Genomic DNA, 13,451 nt, shown 5'->3' with positions numbered 1-13,451 from the left:
GGGTTTTCCGGCTACGGATTATTGAGATTGTGCAGGCGGCGGTCGCTGTCGTCCGGCACTTCCACCGCCTGTCCCTGAAGCTGGTCACGCTGCTGTTTGCGTTGCAGGATCTGGCTCGCGGTATTGCGCGTCAGCGCCTGGCGGAAATCGAGTTCCAGCTTAAGCTGGCTCAGCTCTTCATCCAGTTGGATGGTGGTTTTGCCCAGGCTCTCCTGCGCCTCTTTGACGTTGGCGATATTCGGTTCGCGCATACCTGCAAGCAGCGTGCGCCGGGCCAGCAGCGCCTGTTCGGTGACGCGGGCCAGCGCCAGTTCTCCCGCCAGCCGTTCGGTGAGGACGGCGGCGTCCGGATCGTCGCGCAGCGCCTCGACCACGCCGCGGGTAAGCTGCATGGATCCGCCGGAGGCTTTCGCCAGGTTGTCGAAGCCGGGCTTCTGGTTACCGTTAACCAGAGCCGTCAGCACAAGCAGGATCTTCGCCTTTTCTTCGTCGATCAGCGGATGCAGGCCGATCCCCGCCTGTGCGCCGGAACGCGCATCCGGATCGTCGGTGGCCTGCGCCACGCTGATGGTCTGCTCGCCAACCACGCGGGTCATCCATCCGGCGGCCTCTTCAGGAGATTTCCAGGTGCTACAAAGTTCCCCGTCGCATTCAGAGGAGGTAAGAGACGTGGTGCTGGTGGCGGGCTGCTGGTTGAGGATATTCCAGCCTGCGGCGGTGGCGTCATGGACTACCTTAATCGGCGGCTGGCCTTTACCGCCGCGCTTTTCGCCGCCCACCCAGCGTTTACCCTTTTCGGCGGCCTCTTTTGCCGCTTTCTGGTCGGTGCGGATGGCGTCGCTGTCGCTGGCGGCAAGGGTCTGGTAGTTCTCCGCTTTGGCTCCCGAAAACCAGGCGGAATCGGCCGCTAAATCGGTCATCTTCTCCGCCATTTTCTGGCAGTTCAGCAGCGATTTGTCAAAATCCAGCCGCCCTTGCAGCACGCCGTTGGTCAGCAGATCATAAAGCTGCGGATTGGCGCGCTGAATAATCATCGCGGGCAGGCTGGCAACCGCGCCGGTGGCGCTCTGGATGACGTTGCCCATCAGTTGCTGGAAGCCGTCGGTGATGCCGTTCAACTGGTTGCGCACGGTGGTGCCGATATCGAAATTGCCGCACATCATATCGGCGTTCCAGCCAATCCCCACGCTGAGCGGAGAGGGACTGCGGCGAACGGGTGGAGGCATCACGGCCTCGCCGCCGCCAATCTGATAGTAAAGCAGGTCGTCGACCGCGCCTCGCGTGCGGAAGCTGTAGTCATCGGCGGCCGCGCAAACCCAGGCGAAAAACAGTAAGACCAGGATAAGCGCTCTCATCACCGCCTCCGTTAACCCGTACTGCCGAGAAAAGTCTGTCCCCGGCGCGGGCAGCATTTGTAAGGCCGCCACAGCGTCCAGGCGTACGCGCCATCCTCCGCCAGCTTGTCGGCGTAGGTGTCGGTGGCGCTGCCATCCGGGAACACCGAACAGGCGGCGGATTTTTTCGGGGTGAGCATCTGCCAGCGATGGTTATCGCTGTCGCCTTCGATAATCGGAGAGGGCGGCCAGTACCCGGCGCGGGAGGAGGCTGCCAGCGGCGTATAGATATGCGGTTGTCCGGTACGGGTCACCAGATCGGCCACGCGCTGGGCGATAACGGCGGCAGCTTTATAGTCGTGCGTCTGGCTGATGGCACCGGCGCGAGGGTAGATATTGCCCCACATATCGCCGTCTTTCCCTACATCTCGTAACCCCGGCGTCAGCGCCTCCGGCCAGGTCATCTCCGGTACGCCGCTGCGCCACGCCAGCGTATCCAGTTGACTCAGAAAGTACGGTTGAAAAGGCTGCGATGAAGGCGAGCAGATATAGCCAAACTGGGTGAAAAACGTCGCCAGTTCGTCGCCTGCCGGGAAGCCGATGGCGTCGGCATTCTTAAAGCGGATCTTGCTGTGCTGGCTGGCCGTTCGCGGATTAGTGTCGCCACCGCCTTCGGCAATGCCGGGCAGCGGTGGGCTGAGCGACGACATCTCTGTCCACGGATTCTGCCCGGTGATGCTGTAAGCCGACACCACCAGATCCGGGCGGAAATGGCGAACCTTCACCGACGTGCGTACCGAGCAACCGAGCGGCGTGCAATAGAGCCAGTAGCACAAGCCGACAACCCGGTAGTTCACGCAGTCTGGCGACAGGGCGGAAGCGGCAATTTCCGGCGTGGTAATGGCTCTGAGCGGGAAAGCGGCGCACAGCATCAGGGGCAACAGCAGAGTAAAGCGGTCTGGCATAACGCCTCCGGCAACAGAGTTTTCTTCTGCCGGGTGTAGCACTATGCCCGCTAAATCGCGGTAGAAAACTGGAGCCAGCCTCTGAAAATTGTTGAGTCTGTCATCACCCTTTTGGGCTTTCTGGTAGTATTCTCTGGTCCAGGCCGGGCTACGAAAGTGGTTCCGGCCTGTTTTTTTCTTCATTGTTTATTGTGTTTAAGGAGCAAGGCTTATGCCAGTAAAACGAAAACACCTTACACGCCAGGAAGTGGGGCAGATACTGCTTGCAGCGGACCGAGGGATCCATTTCGAGCGCGATTACTGCCTCATCCAGATGTGTTTTTTACACGGTCTGCGCGTCAGTGAGCTGTGTGGAATGCGCCTGTCGGATATCGATTTGGTCGGACGCTCGGTGTATATCAGGCGACTCAAAAACAGCCTGTCCACGCAGCATCCGCTGTTCGATGCTGAACTGCCCGCGTTGATGCGTTGGCTAAAGGTGCGCCGCCGCTGGCGGGAGGCAGACAGCGACTGGCTTTTTTTGTCGCAGAAAGGGGGTCCACTGTCGCGCCATCAGGTCAGGTTATTGCTCAGACGTTACGGCGAACTGGGTGGGATCAGCATTCCCGCGTATCCGCATATGCTGAGACACGGATGCGGTTACGCGCTGGCGGACCTGGGGCGTGATACCCGTCTGATACAGGATTATCTGGGGCACCGGAACATCCGGCATACGGTGATTTATACGGCGACAAATACGCAGAGGTTTATGAATGTCTGGGGGAACATGAGAGAAAACCACACAATTAGTGCCAGAATGTAAAGTAGTATCAGAAAAATTTAGCAAAGTGTCAAAATTTTTCTGAGACCCCTTTAGGTTACGGATTATCTCGCTGTTTTTAAATAATTTATCTGCGCGAATATTGTCTAACACACCTCTGGCTCCTGCTGGCAACGTGCTGAAGTTGTTCACGTTGCCAGTTTTCATTTGCTCACCTTCTTATGGTTTTATGCCGTTCCTTAAGCGGTATTCCGCTTTCACCAACGTTTTATTCTGGACTTTCTTTTTCCACCAAATTTTCTCCTGAACTCACCACTCTGGCACTAACGGGAAAGTCTAATGCGGATTTTTTCACCGCCGGAGTGAAGCAGGGCAGACCCCTGGAGTGATTTTTCATCAAGGAGAAAGGTATGAAAAAAACGATAACAATCGTGTGTTTTATGCTGGCGGCCGGCAGTGCAATGGCCGCTGACGGGACGATCAATTTTACTGGCAGCATTACTGACCAGACCTGCACGGTGGACAGCGGTTCACAAAACCTGAATGTCAATTTAGGCAAAGTGGCGCAGACCGCGCTTAACGGCGCTGCCGGAATGAAAGCGGCGCCAACGCGTTTCACACTCAGCCTGAGTGACTGCCCGGACACCGTAACGGGAGCAAACGTGAAATTTGACGGCACTTCCGACGGCGTAAACCAGAACCTGCTGGCGCTGGACAACGGCACAGGTATCGCGACCGGCGTTGGTATTGAAATCGCTGACAAAAACGGTACGGCCATTCCGCTTCACACCGCCTCTCCTGACTACACCCTCGCCGCAGGGGCCAACTCACTGGACTTTATTGCCCGTTATGTCTCTACCGGCGCAGCCGTCACCACCGGTACAGCAAACGGCACCTCGCAGTTCACCATTAACTACAAATAACACTGTGCCGTCGCGGGGCGCATTCTCCTCCTCCTACCCATGCGCCGCCGCATAACAGGGAGCGTTTCGCAGGGATGCGTATTTTTCGTCCGGAGATAACAAGATGAACAGGTATGTACACGTTGCGCTGGCGTTCTTGCTGGCTTTATTTACCGTGCAGGCGCAGGCCGGAATCGTGATTGGCGGGACGCGGGTGGTTTATGACGGGGATAAAAAAGAGGCCTCAGCGTCCATCCGTAACCCGGAGAAATCCGGCGTTTATCTGGTGCAGAGCTGGGTGGATAATGGCGAACGGGGCGGCAAAGCGCCGTTTATCGTCACGCCGCCGCTGTTTCGCATTAACCCCGGTGAAGAGAATATGCTGCGCATCATTCGCACCGGCGGCAACCTGCCGCCGGACCGGGAGTCGGTGTTCTGGCTCAACGTAAAATCCATTCCCGCCACTGATGACAGCAAACCGCACACCAATGTATTGCAGGTAGTGGTGAAGTCGCGCCTGAAGCTTTTTTACCGACCGGCGGGTCTGGACGGGCATCCGGAGGCCGCATACCGCCAGCTGTCGGTGGCCCGCAGCGGCAATCGCCTGACTATCAGCAATCCGACGCCGTATTACGTCACGCTGTTCATCCTGAAGGTAGATGGGAAGGAGATAAAGAGTGCGGATATGGTGCCGCCGAAGGGCAGTGTGAGTTTCACGATCCCTTCCGCCACGGCGTCCCGCGTTAGCTGGCAGGCCATCAGCGACTACGGCGGCGTCAGCCAGTTCGAAAGCCGCCAGCTGTGAGGGGAGAGCGTGATGAACAACCCTGAACGGCGCACCATGATGATCCTGCTGGCGCTGCTGCTGGTGATGATCCTCCTGCTGGCATATTTCCGCAACGCAGAGGCCCGCGAGACTTTTAACTCCCATGCGCTGGAAATCGACAATCCCGGCCAGCCGGTGGCGGATTTATCCACCTTTGCCGAAGCGGACGGCCAGTTGCCGGGCGTTTACCGGGTGACGGTGTATGTGAACGGCGAACAGCAGGGCGAAGCGCAGGATATCGCCTTCACCGCCGGGCCAGACAAAAAACTCCGCGCGCAGATAACCCCCGCCATGCTGAAAGCGTGGGGCGTAAAAACCGATGCTTTTCCCGCGCTGGCGGCGTTGCCTCCGGATAAGCCGCTGAAGGATATCGGCCGCTATATCCCGATGGCGTCCAGCGAACTGCGCTTCAGTAAACTGCAACTGAACGTCAGCATTCCCCAGGCGGCGATGAGCGCCGCGGCCCGCGGCCAGGTGGATCCCTCGCAGTGGGATGAGGGCGTTCCCGCCGCGTTGCTGAACTACAGCCTCAGCGGCAGCAATACCTGGCGCGACCACCAGAGCGGCTCAGAGGATAACTACTATGCCAACCTGCAAAGCGGCCTGAACCTCGGCGCGTGGCGGCTGCGCAACTATTCCACCTGGAATTACGACGAGGACAATGGCAGCCACTGGGATTCGGTGAACACGTATCTTCAGCGGGATATCCAGCGCCTGCAGGGGCAACTGACGCTCGGCGACAGCTACACCCCTTCCGATATCTTCGACAGCGTGCAGTTCCGCGGCGCGCAACTGGCGTCCGACGACAATATGCTGCCGGATAGTCTGCGCGGGTTCGCTCCGGTTATCCGCGGCATTGCGCAGTCGAACGCGCAGGTGACGGTGAAGCAGAACGGCTACATCATCTACCAGAGCTACGTCGCGCCGGGTGCGTTCGCCATCAGCGACCTCTACCCGACCTCGGGCAGTGGCGACCTGGAAGTGACCATTAAGGAGGCCGACGGCAGCGAGCGCACCTTTATTCAGCCATTTTCAGCCGTTCCCATTATGCAGCGCGAGGGTCGCCTGAAATACGCCCTGACTGCCGGGAAGTATCGCAGCGGCAACAACGACAGCGATGAGCCGCAGTTCGGCTAGGTGACGGCGATTTACGGCCTGCCGCACGCCATCACCATTTATGGCGGCACGCTGTACTCGGAGGACTATCAGTCCGGGGCGGCGGGGCTGGGCTTTGGCCTCGGCACGCTCGGTTCGCTATCCGTCGATATCACCGCTGCGCACACCACGCTCAACAACGATGAAACCCACGACGGCCAGTCGTACCGGGTGCAGTACTCAAAGGATTTCCAGGCCACCGACACCAGCTTCACCCTGGCGGCGTACCGCTACTCCACCGAAGGCTTTTACACCTTCCAGGAGGCCAATGACCTGCGGACGGACAGCGATGACGGCTGGCGGATGCAGTACAACAAGCGGCAGAAACTCCAGCTCGACCTCAGCCAGAGCCTCGGCAGCTACGGCTCGTTCTTTATCTCCGGTTACCAGCAGGATTACTGGCACGAGGACGGCTACGAGCGCACCCTCAGCACCGGCTGGAACGGCAATATCAATGGCGTCAGCTACAGCGACTATCCTGACAGCACCCAGCCTGCCGACCAGCAGCTGGCCTTCAGCATGCAGGTGCCGCTCAGCCGCTTCCTGCCCAACGCCTGGGCCAGCTACAGCATCAACACCGCGAAGCACGGCGATACCCGCCAGCAGGTGGGACTTAACGGCACGGCGCTTGCCGACAACAACCTCAGCTACAGCCTCCAGCAGAGCTACACCAACCATGGCGTGGGCGGCTCCGGCAACATCAACGCCGATTACAAAGGCGGCTGGGGCGAAGTAACCGGTGGCTACAACTACGACGATGACAGCCAGCAGGTGAACTACGGCCTGAAGGGCGGGATTGTCGCGCATCCACATGGCATCACTTTCGGGCAACCGCTCGGCGACTCGCTGGCCGTGGTGAGCGCGCCCGGTGCGGAGGATGCAAAAGTGCAGAACAACACCGGGGTGTACACCGACTGGCGCGGTTATGCGGTGGTGCCTTACGTCAACCCGTACAAGAAAAACCGCATCGCGCTGGATACCAGCACGCTCGGCGATGAGGTGGATATCGACACCGCCGTCCAGACTGTGACGCCGACGCAGGGTGCGGTGGTAATGGCTGACTTCAACACTCGCGTCGGACGGCGCGTGCTGATGACGCTGCTTTACCGTGGGCTGCCGGTGCCGTTTGGCGCGCAGGCGAAGCTGAAGGAAGGCGGCAGCGGCATCGTTGGCGATGATGGCCAGGTCTATCTCACCGGCGTGCCGGATGAGGGCGATATTGCGGTGAGCTGGAACGGGACGCGGCAGTGCATGGTGCTTTACCGGCTGCCGGAGAATGCCGGAAACGTTCCGGTGACGGAAACTGAACAGGAGTGTCGTTAAATGAAGGTGTTATTAAAATCCGGCTGGCTGGTGCTGGCGTTGTGGCTGGTTTCTTTTGGTACACAGGCCTCCTGTGGTTTCGCTTCCGGAGTGAGTAGTGAAGTTCCGGGTATATCAGTTTCGGCAATGTGGCGGTCCAGCGTGATGCGGCGGTGGGCAGTGTCATCGCCACGGCCACAACGGGGCGTATAACGGCGGCAATACTATCGCCGGGTGTTCAGAAGCCTGGACCTACCGTTGGGAACTGAGTAAATGGGGAACGCTGAGCAGTCTCGGAAGCAATATCTATAACACTAATGTTCCTGGAGTGGGTATCCGGTTGACTAACACCTCTTCCGGGAAAGTGCTTCCCTATGACCAGAGTGTGGGCGCGAATGTTTATATTTACATCGGTGGTGATGGTATTAAAGCGGAGTTAATCAAAACGGGCGATATTACGGGAGGAACGCTGGATAGTGGCATGCTGGCGCGGGCCTCGGTGGCGAACCAGTTTTATTTTGCCAATGTCACCCTGAATGGCACAAATACCATTACCTCTGAATCCTGCTCCGTTACCACTAACCCGGTTAATGTCCCGCTGGGTGACCATGACAAAAGCGAGTTCAGCGGTCCGGGTTCCGCAACGGCCTGGCAGACATTCAATATCAATCTGAGTTGTATTCAGGGCGCACGGATTAATGTGCGTATTGACGCCACAGCAGATAGCGACGCCGGCGTACCCGGCGTCATTAAACTCGACAGCGATCCGGTAAATGCCAGCGGTGTCGGCGTGCAGCTCTGGTACCGCTATGAAGACAGCCCGGTACAGTTCGGTCAGGAGCGGTATTACTACACCTCGCCATCAGGCGGCAACGAATATGTTCAGCTTCAGGCGCGCTATTACCAGACAACACAGAGCATCACGGCCGGGAAAGCGAACGCCACGGCGACGTTTACGTTGACATATAAATAGCTACCTGAACAATTATAAAGGTTTTAGACTAACCCTCTGTTTATCAGGGAAGATGATAATGATCCAATATTGGTGGAAAGATCTGTTTGATCGCAATAATAACTGGCAGGGTCTGGAGCCGACACTTAAGAGCAGCCAGAGGACCGACGTGGCAATGGAAATGCTAAGTGGTCGTTATGGGCGGATGGCGTTGCAGGTTTCTGGGGAGACATTATTCTGGGCATCAATGTTGAAAGATCATTCCGGTGTCTGGTTGGTGTTTAATGCCGATCATTCCGCTTGCCAGACATTATTACCGGCTGTCACATCTGAAGATATTGAAGGCATTAAAAGCAAAGGCGAACGGGCCTGGACAGGTGAATGGTGTCGCTATTTTTCCCGGCAATTAATGAATGCGCCAGTGCCTCTTCTGTCTCTTCGCCGATGGCTGATAAGGCCGATGGAGGCCAAATATTCATTACCGAAATTATCCGGACAGCGTGTTCCTGTAAATAGCTGGCGTTTTGATGCCCCAGAAAGCAGCGGGAATATCGGCTGTAGCTGGACGCTCTACGGCGAAGATTTTCCTGATTTGGTCAATCCTGACAAAGTCAGATTAGTGGACTGGTGGTGGGGAGGTAGCCTGCTACTTGGGCGTTATCCGATACAACCTGATGCCGGAAGGTTGAAATGGTGGCGTAAAAAATGCCGGGAGGGTGCGCTGCCTCCAGTACTTGTCTGGTATATAGCAGGGCTGGGATCATTTGTTATTCTTGATGGTCATTATCGTTTACAGGCAGCGATTGCAGAAGAAATCCCACTTTCATTTCTGGTGCTCAGCGAATTGCAGGAACGGGATTTTGCTACCGATCAAGACCATCGGGCCCGTATTGTCCGGGCGTTAGAACAGCAGCTCAAAAATCCTAAGTGCAAAATCGATGGTGTAAATCAGACGCTGATTAATCTTTATGATACACGTTATCTTTATGCCTCAACCCATAGCCGCGCGACGCTTGGCGAAGGAACGCGCTGGACACAGGAGTTAGAAAGCTATCTGCAACGGTATCAGTTGGAAGACTATCGGGACAGGGTACTTAATGGCGTTAACGATGAATGCTGAATTAAGGATAACAAATGGCGGCATTCTTTAGGGAATACAGAGTCAACGGGCTTGCGGATACCAGCATCCCTGCTGGCCGACTATTTTAATGACACTGGTTTTTGACTTTCGAGACTCTGATGCACCGCCTCGCAGATCCGGCTTACCGCCAGCCCGTCAACTGCGGTGACCGGGTACGGTGACCTGTTCCTGACCGCCCGCACAAAGTCATTGATGGGGTCGATACCAAAGCCGCTGGCGACACCGTTGCGGTAGTTGATGAAGTAGCTGTTGGGCGTGAGCGTCTTGTCCGGGGTGGTAATTTCCAGTCCCCGATGCTGCGAGGAACTGCGGATATAGGTTGCCTCGCAGAGAATATCAATGCGCCCGTCGTTGTCTTTCGGAAAGCCTTCCGGCAGCACCCACGAGTTCTCGACCACCCACGAACTGCCGTCGCCCATCGTCAGCAGGCTTTGCACGCTGTCAAAGGTGTCGAGGCCGCATTCGACCATCAGCCGCTTCTGTCCGACGGCGTACACCGACACCACTTCCTGGCCGGAGAGGTGGCGCACCAGGTCGAAGCAGTGGGAGCCGAGGAACCATACCGGGGAGCTTGCGCCCGCCCAGTCCAGCCACGCCGTCGGGACCGTTATCACGTCGTCCATACTGATATGCCCGCGCAGGATGCGCCCGGCTTCCGGCCTCTCCAGTTCAGCCTTAATGCGCATCACCGCCGGGTCCCAGCGCTTGTGGAAATCGACGCCGACCAGCAGGTCCCGCTGCTGCGCCATCTCCACGATAAGCTCACACTCGCGTACCGAGGTGGCGAGCGGTTTTTCTGCCAGCACATGTTTACCGTGGCGCAGGGCGGTGAGGATGGATTCGGTGTGGTACGGATCCGGCGTCGCCACCGAGACCACGTCGATGGCTTCCTCCTGCAGAAGAACGTCCAGCCGGGTATAGCCCATCACGCCGTACGCCATGGCAAGGTCGTCACAGCGTTCCTCATCTGTTTCGCAGATGGCGACCAGCACCGTGTCCGGGTTATGGCGGTACGCGTTCATATGGTGTTTGCCGTAGATACCTGCGCCGACCACGGCGGCTCTGATTTTGTTCATCGTTGAGTCCTCAGAATAAGCCCAGGGAAAACAGCCAGCCGATGATGACGGCCAGCGGTCCGGTCAGTTGTCTCGACAGCAGAAAGGCGGGTACACCTTTTGCGATGGTCTCCGGCTTTGCCTCCTGCATGGAAAGACCTACCGGCACGAAGTCGCAGCCGACCTGCACATTGATCGCAAACAGGGCGGGCAGGGCGAAGGCCGGGGATATCGCCCCTGCGCCAATCTGGGTGCCTATCATCACGCCAATCACCTGCGAGATGGCTGCCCCCGGCCCGAGCACCGGGGAGAGGAAAGGAATGCCGCAGATGAGAGACAGCAGCAACAGCCCCCACAACGAGTTCGCCAGCGGCGTCAGGGCGTGGGCAATCAGGCTGCCGAGTGCGGTCTCCTGCACCAGGGCTATCAGCAGCGAGACAAAGGCCATAAACGGGATAACGTTGCGCAGCGACACGTCCACCGCCTCACGGCTGGCGGCGAACAGCAGGGCGATAACGTGGCCGACGGCGGTGCCGGTCTGCTCGACCATGTGCACCAGCTTCTCTGTGCCGCGAGGAGGTGGTGGCGTGGTGATAACCCGTGGTGCAGGCTCCGGTGTTATCTCAGGCTCGCTGTCCGGCGCTTCGGCGGTGTCCACCAGAACCAGCTGTTCCATCGTGACGCCGGAAACGTAGTTATCCTCGGTAATAAAGTGTGCCAGCGGTCCGGCCCGCCAGGTAGGCAGCACGTTGATGGTCGGGATGCCCTTCTGCGGATACAGGCCGCAGCGCAGGGACCCGGCGCAGTTAATCACCACGCACAGGATGTCGTTATCCGGCGGGATATCGGCAAAACCGTTGACGATTTCCGATTCGGTGAGCGCGCCGATTTCTATCGCCACCGGATGGATTTCCCGCCCGGTCAGCGACAGCACCTTTTTGCCGCTGGCGACGGGCAGCCACAGCCCCTTGCCGTAGCCGCCGGGACCGGGGGGAATAAGCACCGTGTTCATGGCCGTCCCTCCTCAATCACCAGATTGCCGTGGAGGTCTCGCAGGTTCGGCACCGGGCCGGAGAGATGAACCGCGCCGATATGGCAGGGATTCAGGTCGCCGTTGAACACCAACGTCAGGTGGCCGAGTTCAAACAGCGCCTGCTGTGCTCCTTTGCCGACGGCAGTCACCAGATAGTCGTGACCCGCCAGCAGCAGGCGGTCACCGGGCAGTATCATCAGGCTCTCTTCCCGGAACGATGGTTCCAGAGACAGGGAGTAATCGAGGCAGTCCTTCGGCCCGTTGCTGTCGAAGGTGATGAGTATCTTGTCGGTCAGGCCGTCAGCGACAAACAGCCCGATAGCAGTAATACGTGCGCAGTAAATCATCATGGCGCATTCCCCCGCTTGCTGAGCCGCAGGAACAGGTACTCGGTGATAATCCCGCGGATTAAACCAATCAACATGGCGGCAGCGATATAACGCAGCGCCAGCGAGGTGACGGGCAGGCCGAGCGCCTTAACCCCCGCAGCCACGCCGAGCCAGACAAACAGCTCTGATGGCACTACGTGGGGAAACAGGCTGGTGAGGGGATGGGCGGTGGTGCCGAGTGCATCCTCATAGCCGGGTTTACTCTTCTCAGGTAAGAGCTTACCGAGCGTCAGCGCGCCGGGGCTACTCATAAAGAACCAGCCGAGCACTGGCAACACGCCGTAGGTGAGAATGCGCGAGCGGCCGAGCAGGGCAGCGACCTTCTCCATCCGCACGATGCCGACCAGCTTCATCAGGAAGTTGATGGCCAGCAGCAGGCAGATGAGCATCGGGATTAGCCCGGTCATCATGTCGAGGAAGATTTTGCCTGCGGCCTGGAACAGGTGGATAAAGCCTTCAGCCAGGGAGACCAGAAACATGGCGGCCTCCTGCGATGGGTATGATGGTGCATGGTTGTGGTTCGGTGTGCATAAACAACTCTCCTGTCAGGTATCGTTGGTTAATGCGTCCTGCCACTCACAGCGCGGGTCGTTATGTCCCGGAGTTGTCGGTTGTTGTCATGGGGTGAAGCGGTTTTCGGGGTTTACATTTATTACTGGAATTGAGGTAACGGGCGGGCCAGATCTCTGAGGGATGAACGTCGAGCGCGATGGCAATCAGCCATTCGCCTTTTGGCCACGGGCGCGTCAGGGTATTCGACAGAGTTGACGAGGCCAGCCCCGCTTCCCGCGAAAGTTTCGCCAGACTGGTACCGCGCTTGTGTAAGGCGGCAACAATGTCGGCCGGGTGCCAGTCTTTTTTAGTCATTCCGTTTACCTTCTTGTGTTACAAAGCTGATTAAATATCCCATTTTGGGATATTTTTGTAAATGGCTGATATTCGATTTTGGGATATTAATCGGGTTTTATGAATGTCATCTATTTATTCTGATGAATATCAGTTAGTTATAAAGTTACTGCGCTCTGCAAGAATTGATCGGGGGATTACTCAATCTCAACTGGCTAAATCGCTGGGCAAACCCCAGTCATTCGTTGCAAAGGTGGAGAATGGCGAACGTCGTTTGGATGTGATTGAATTTGCAGCTATTGCTCGCCTGCTTTCGCTTGATCCCGCAGAAATACTGAACGCAGTTATGAAGTAATTTGCTTGGGTTGTTATCCTGTTTTGGGATAATGACAAGGCCACCGGATAGTCAGTCTTAACATAGAGTTGAGGCTGCCGGGATGACTTCTATCTACTCAAATGACTACCAGCTGGTGATTAAGGCTCTCCGGGATGCGCGGATAGCCTGTGGCATCACTCAACAAGAGGTTGCCAGTGCTTTCGGAAGACCACAGTCATTTATCGCAAAGGTAGAGAGTGGAGAAAGGCGACTGGATGTTGTGGAGTTTGTCAGACTCTGCCGTCTTTTAAATATTGAACCCGCGAGTATACTGAATAAACTACAGTAGATAATACGTTCAAAAAAAACGATTAATATGCATGGGGATTATTTTTAATTATAACAAATATCTAGTTTGAAATGTAGAAGTCTGTGTCTATCGAAAATAAAAATGGAGGGAAAAAGAGTATATAAA

General features: G+C 57.1%; 14 protein-coding genes and 1 pseudogene. 8 read left to right on the top strand and 7 right to left on the bottom strand.

Annotated features, from left to right (window positions below):
* Window positions 1-11: 11 nt before the first annotated feature.
* Together LPQ25_RS23055 and LPQ25_RS23050 are read right to left on the bottom strand one after the other, a co-directional pair.
* Window positions 12-1,355, bottom strand: coding sequence for an integrating conjugative element protein (locus LPQ25_RS23055; RefSeq protein WP_041169000.1), 1,344 nt, complete (start codon window positions 1,353-1,355; stop codon window positions 12-14).
* 11 nt (window positions 1,356-1,366) lie between these two features.
* Window positions 1,367-2,299 (bottom strand): TIGR03756 family integrating conjugative element protein, encoded by a 933-nt coding sequence (locus LPQ25_RS23050; protein WP_014908065.1) that lies wholly within the window; start codon window positions 2,297-2,299, stop codon window positions 1,367-1,369.
* 211 nt (window positions 2,300-2,510) lie between these two features.
* On the opposite strand from LPQ25_RS23050, the gene LPQ25_RS23045 reads away from it, so the two are divergent.
* The 6 genes and pseudogenes from LPQ25_RS23045 (at window position 2,511) to LPQ25_RS23020 (ending at window position 9,316) form a co-directional block, all read left to right on the top strand.
* Window positions 2,511-3,101, top strand: a complete 591-nt coding sequence (locus LPQ25_RS23045) for a tyrosine-type DNA invertase (RefSeq protein ID WP_012737266.1) — start codon at window positions 2,511-2,513, stop codon at window positions 3,099-3,101.
* A 368-nt stretch (window positions 3,102-3,469) separates the two neighbouring features.
* Entirely contained in the window at window positions 3,470-3,982 is a 513-nt protein-coding gene (locus LPQ25_RS23040; protein WP_012737267.1) for a fimbrial protein, read from the top strand.
* Window positions 3,983-4,085: 103 nt separating this feature from the next.
* A complete protein-coding gene (locus tag LPQ25_RS23035; protein WP_012737268.1) occupies window positions 4,086-4,766 on the top strand; it encodes a fimbrial biogenesis chaperone in 681 nt (226 codons plus the stop codon).
* A 12-nt stretch (window positions 4,767-4,778) separates the two neighbouring features.
* Window positions 4,779-7,265, top strand: a pseudogene (locus tag LPQ25_RS23030) (fimbria/pilus outer membrane usher protein).
* A gap of 205 nt (window positions 7,266-7,470) precedes the next feature.
* Window positions 7,471-8,217 carry a fimbrial protein gene (locus tag LPQ25_RS23025; RefSeq protein WP_442788081.1) on the top strand — a complete coding sequence of 249 codons (747 nt, stop codon included), beginning with the start codon at window positions 7,471-7,473 and terminating at the stop codon, window positions 8,215-8,217.
* A gap of 58 nt (window positions 8,218-8,275) precedes the next feature.
* Window positions 8,276-9,316, top strand: a complete 1,041-nt coding sequence (locus LPQ25_RS23020; protein ID WP_014908063.1) for a ParB/Srx family N-terminal domain-containing protein — start codon at window positions 8,276-8,278, stop codon at window positions 9,314-9,316.
* A gap of 80 nt (window positions 9,317-9,396) precedes the next feature.
* Here LPQ25_RS23020 and LPQ25_RS23015 read toward each other — a convergent pair whose 3' ends face one another.
* From LPQ25_RS23015 to LPQ25_RS22995, 5 genes are all read right to left on the bottom strand, one after another.
* A complete protein-coding gene (locus LPQ25_RS23015) occupies window positions 9,397-10,413 on the bottom strand; it encodes a Gfo/Idh/MocA family protein (protein ID WP_012737272.1) in 1,017 nt (338 codons plus the stop codon).
* Between the two features lie 10 nt (window positions 10,414-10,423).
* Complete coding sequence (gene srlE / locus LPQ25_RS23010; RefSeq protein WP_012737273.1) at window positions 10,424-11,404, bottom strand: PTS glucitol/sorbitol transporter subunit IIB; 981 nt, start codon at window positions 11,402-11,404, stop codon at window positions 10,424-10,426.
* Entirely contained in the window at window positions 11,401-11,775 is a 375-nt protein-coding gene (locus LPQ25_RS23005) for a PTS glucitol/sorbitol transporter subunit IIA (RefSeq protein ID WP_012737274.1), read from the bottom strand. The genes srlE and LPQ25_RS23005 overlap by 4 nt, the downstream gene beginning before the upstream one ends.
* Window positions 11,772-12,293 carry a PTS glucitol/sorbitol transporter subunit IIC gene (srlA, locus tag LPQ25_RS23000; RefSeq protein ID WP_012737275.1) on the bottom strand — a complete coding sequence of 174 codons (522 nt, stop codon included), beginning with the start codon at window positions 12,291-12,293 and terminating at the stop codon, window positions 11,772-11,774. The genes LPQ25_RS23005 and srlA overlap by 4 nt, the downstream gene beginning before the upstream one ends.
* Before the next feature lie 112 nt (window positions 12,294-12,405).
* The gene (locus LPQ25_RS22995; protein ID WP_012737276.1) at window positions 12,406-12,681 is read right to left on the bottom strand and encodes a helix-turn-helix domain-containing protein; all 276 of its coding nucleotides are present in this window, start codon (window positions 12,679-12,681) and stop codon (window positions 12,406-12,408) included.
* Window positions 12,682-12,784: 103 nt separating this feature from the next.
* Here LPQ25_RS22995 and LPQ25_RS22990 point away from each other — a divergent pair, with 103 nt between their 5' ends.
* Together LPQ25_RS22990 and LPQ25_RS22985 are read left to right on the top strand one after the other, a co-directional pair.
* Window positions 12,785-13,015, top strand: a complete 231-nt coding sequence (locus LPQ25_RS22990; protein ID WP_012737277.1) for a helix-turn-helix domain-containing protein — start codon at window positions 12,785-12,787, stop codon at window positions 13,013-13,015.
* A gap of 82 nt (window positions 13,016-13,097) precedes the next feature.
* Window positions 13,098-13,325, top strand: coding sequence for a helix-turn-helix domain-containing protein (locus LPQ25_RS22985; RefSeq protein WP_012737278.1), 228 nt, complete (start codon window positions 13,098-13,100; stop codon window positions 13,323-13,325).
* Window positions 13,326-13,451 lie beyond the last annotated feature (126 nt).

It is taken from the genome of Klebsiella sp. KPN54798 (assembly GCF_021184225.1).
Taxonomy (GTDB): domain Bacteria; phylum Pseudomonadota; class Gammaproteobacteria; order Enterobacterales; family Enterobacteriaceae; genus Klebsiella; species Klebsiella pneumoniae.
This window is presented reverse-complemented; position numbering and strand designations above follow the sequence as displayed.

Coding starts and splice junctions, on each gene's coding strand:
- LPQ25_RS23055 (WP_041169000.1), bottom strand. CDS start 1,355: ATGAGAGCGCTTATCCTGGTCTTACTGTTTTTCGCCTGGGTTTGCGCG.
- LPQ25_RS23050 (WP_014908065.1), bottom strand. CDS start 2,299: ATGCCAGACCGCTTTACTCTGCTGTTGCCCCTGATGCTGTGCGCCGCT.
- LPQ25_RS23045 (WP_012737266.1), top strand. CDS start 2,511: ATGCCAGTAAAACGAAAACACCTTACACGCCAGGAAGTGGGGCAGATA.
- LPQ25_RS23040 (WP_012737267.1), top strand. CDS start 3,470: ATGAAAAAAACGATAACAATCGTGTGTTTTATGCTGGCGGCCGGCAGT.
- LPQ25_RS23035 (WP_012737268.1), top strand. CDS start 4,086: ATGAACAGGTATGTACACGTTGCGCTGGCGTTCTTGCTGGCTTTATTT.
- LPQ25_RS23020 (WP_014908063.1), top strand. CDS start 8,276: ATGATCCAATATTGGTGGAAAGATCTGTTTGATCGCAATAATAACTGG.
- LPQ25_RS23015 (WP_012737272.1), bottom strand. CDS start 10,413: ATGAACAAAATCAGAGCCGCCGTGGTCGGCGCAGGTATCTACGGCAAA.
- srlE (WP_012737273.1), bottom strand. CDS start 11,404: ATGAACACGGTGCTTATTCCCCCCGGTCCCGGCGGCTACGGCAAGGGG.
- LPQ25_RS23005 (WP_012737274.1), bottom strand. CDS start 11,775: ATGATGATTTACTGCGCACGTATTACTGCTATCGGGCTGTTTGTCGCT.
- srlA (WP_012737275.1), bottom strand. CDS start 12,293: ATGTTTCTGGTCTCCCTGGCTGAAGGCTTTATCCACCTGTTCCAGGCC.
- LPQ25_RS22995 (WP_012737276.1), bottom strand. CDS start 12,681: ATGACTAAAAAAGACTGGCACCCGGCCGACATTGTTGCCGCCTTACAC.
- LPQ25_RS22990 (WP_012737277.1), top strand. CDS start 12,785: ATGTCATCTATTTATTCTGATGAATATCAGTTAGTTATAAAGTTACTG.
- LPQ25_RS22985 (WP_012737278.1), top strand. CDS start 13,098: ATGACTTCTATCTACTCAAATGACTACCAGCTGGTGATTAAGGCTCTC.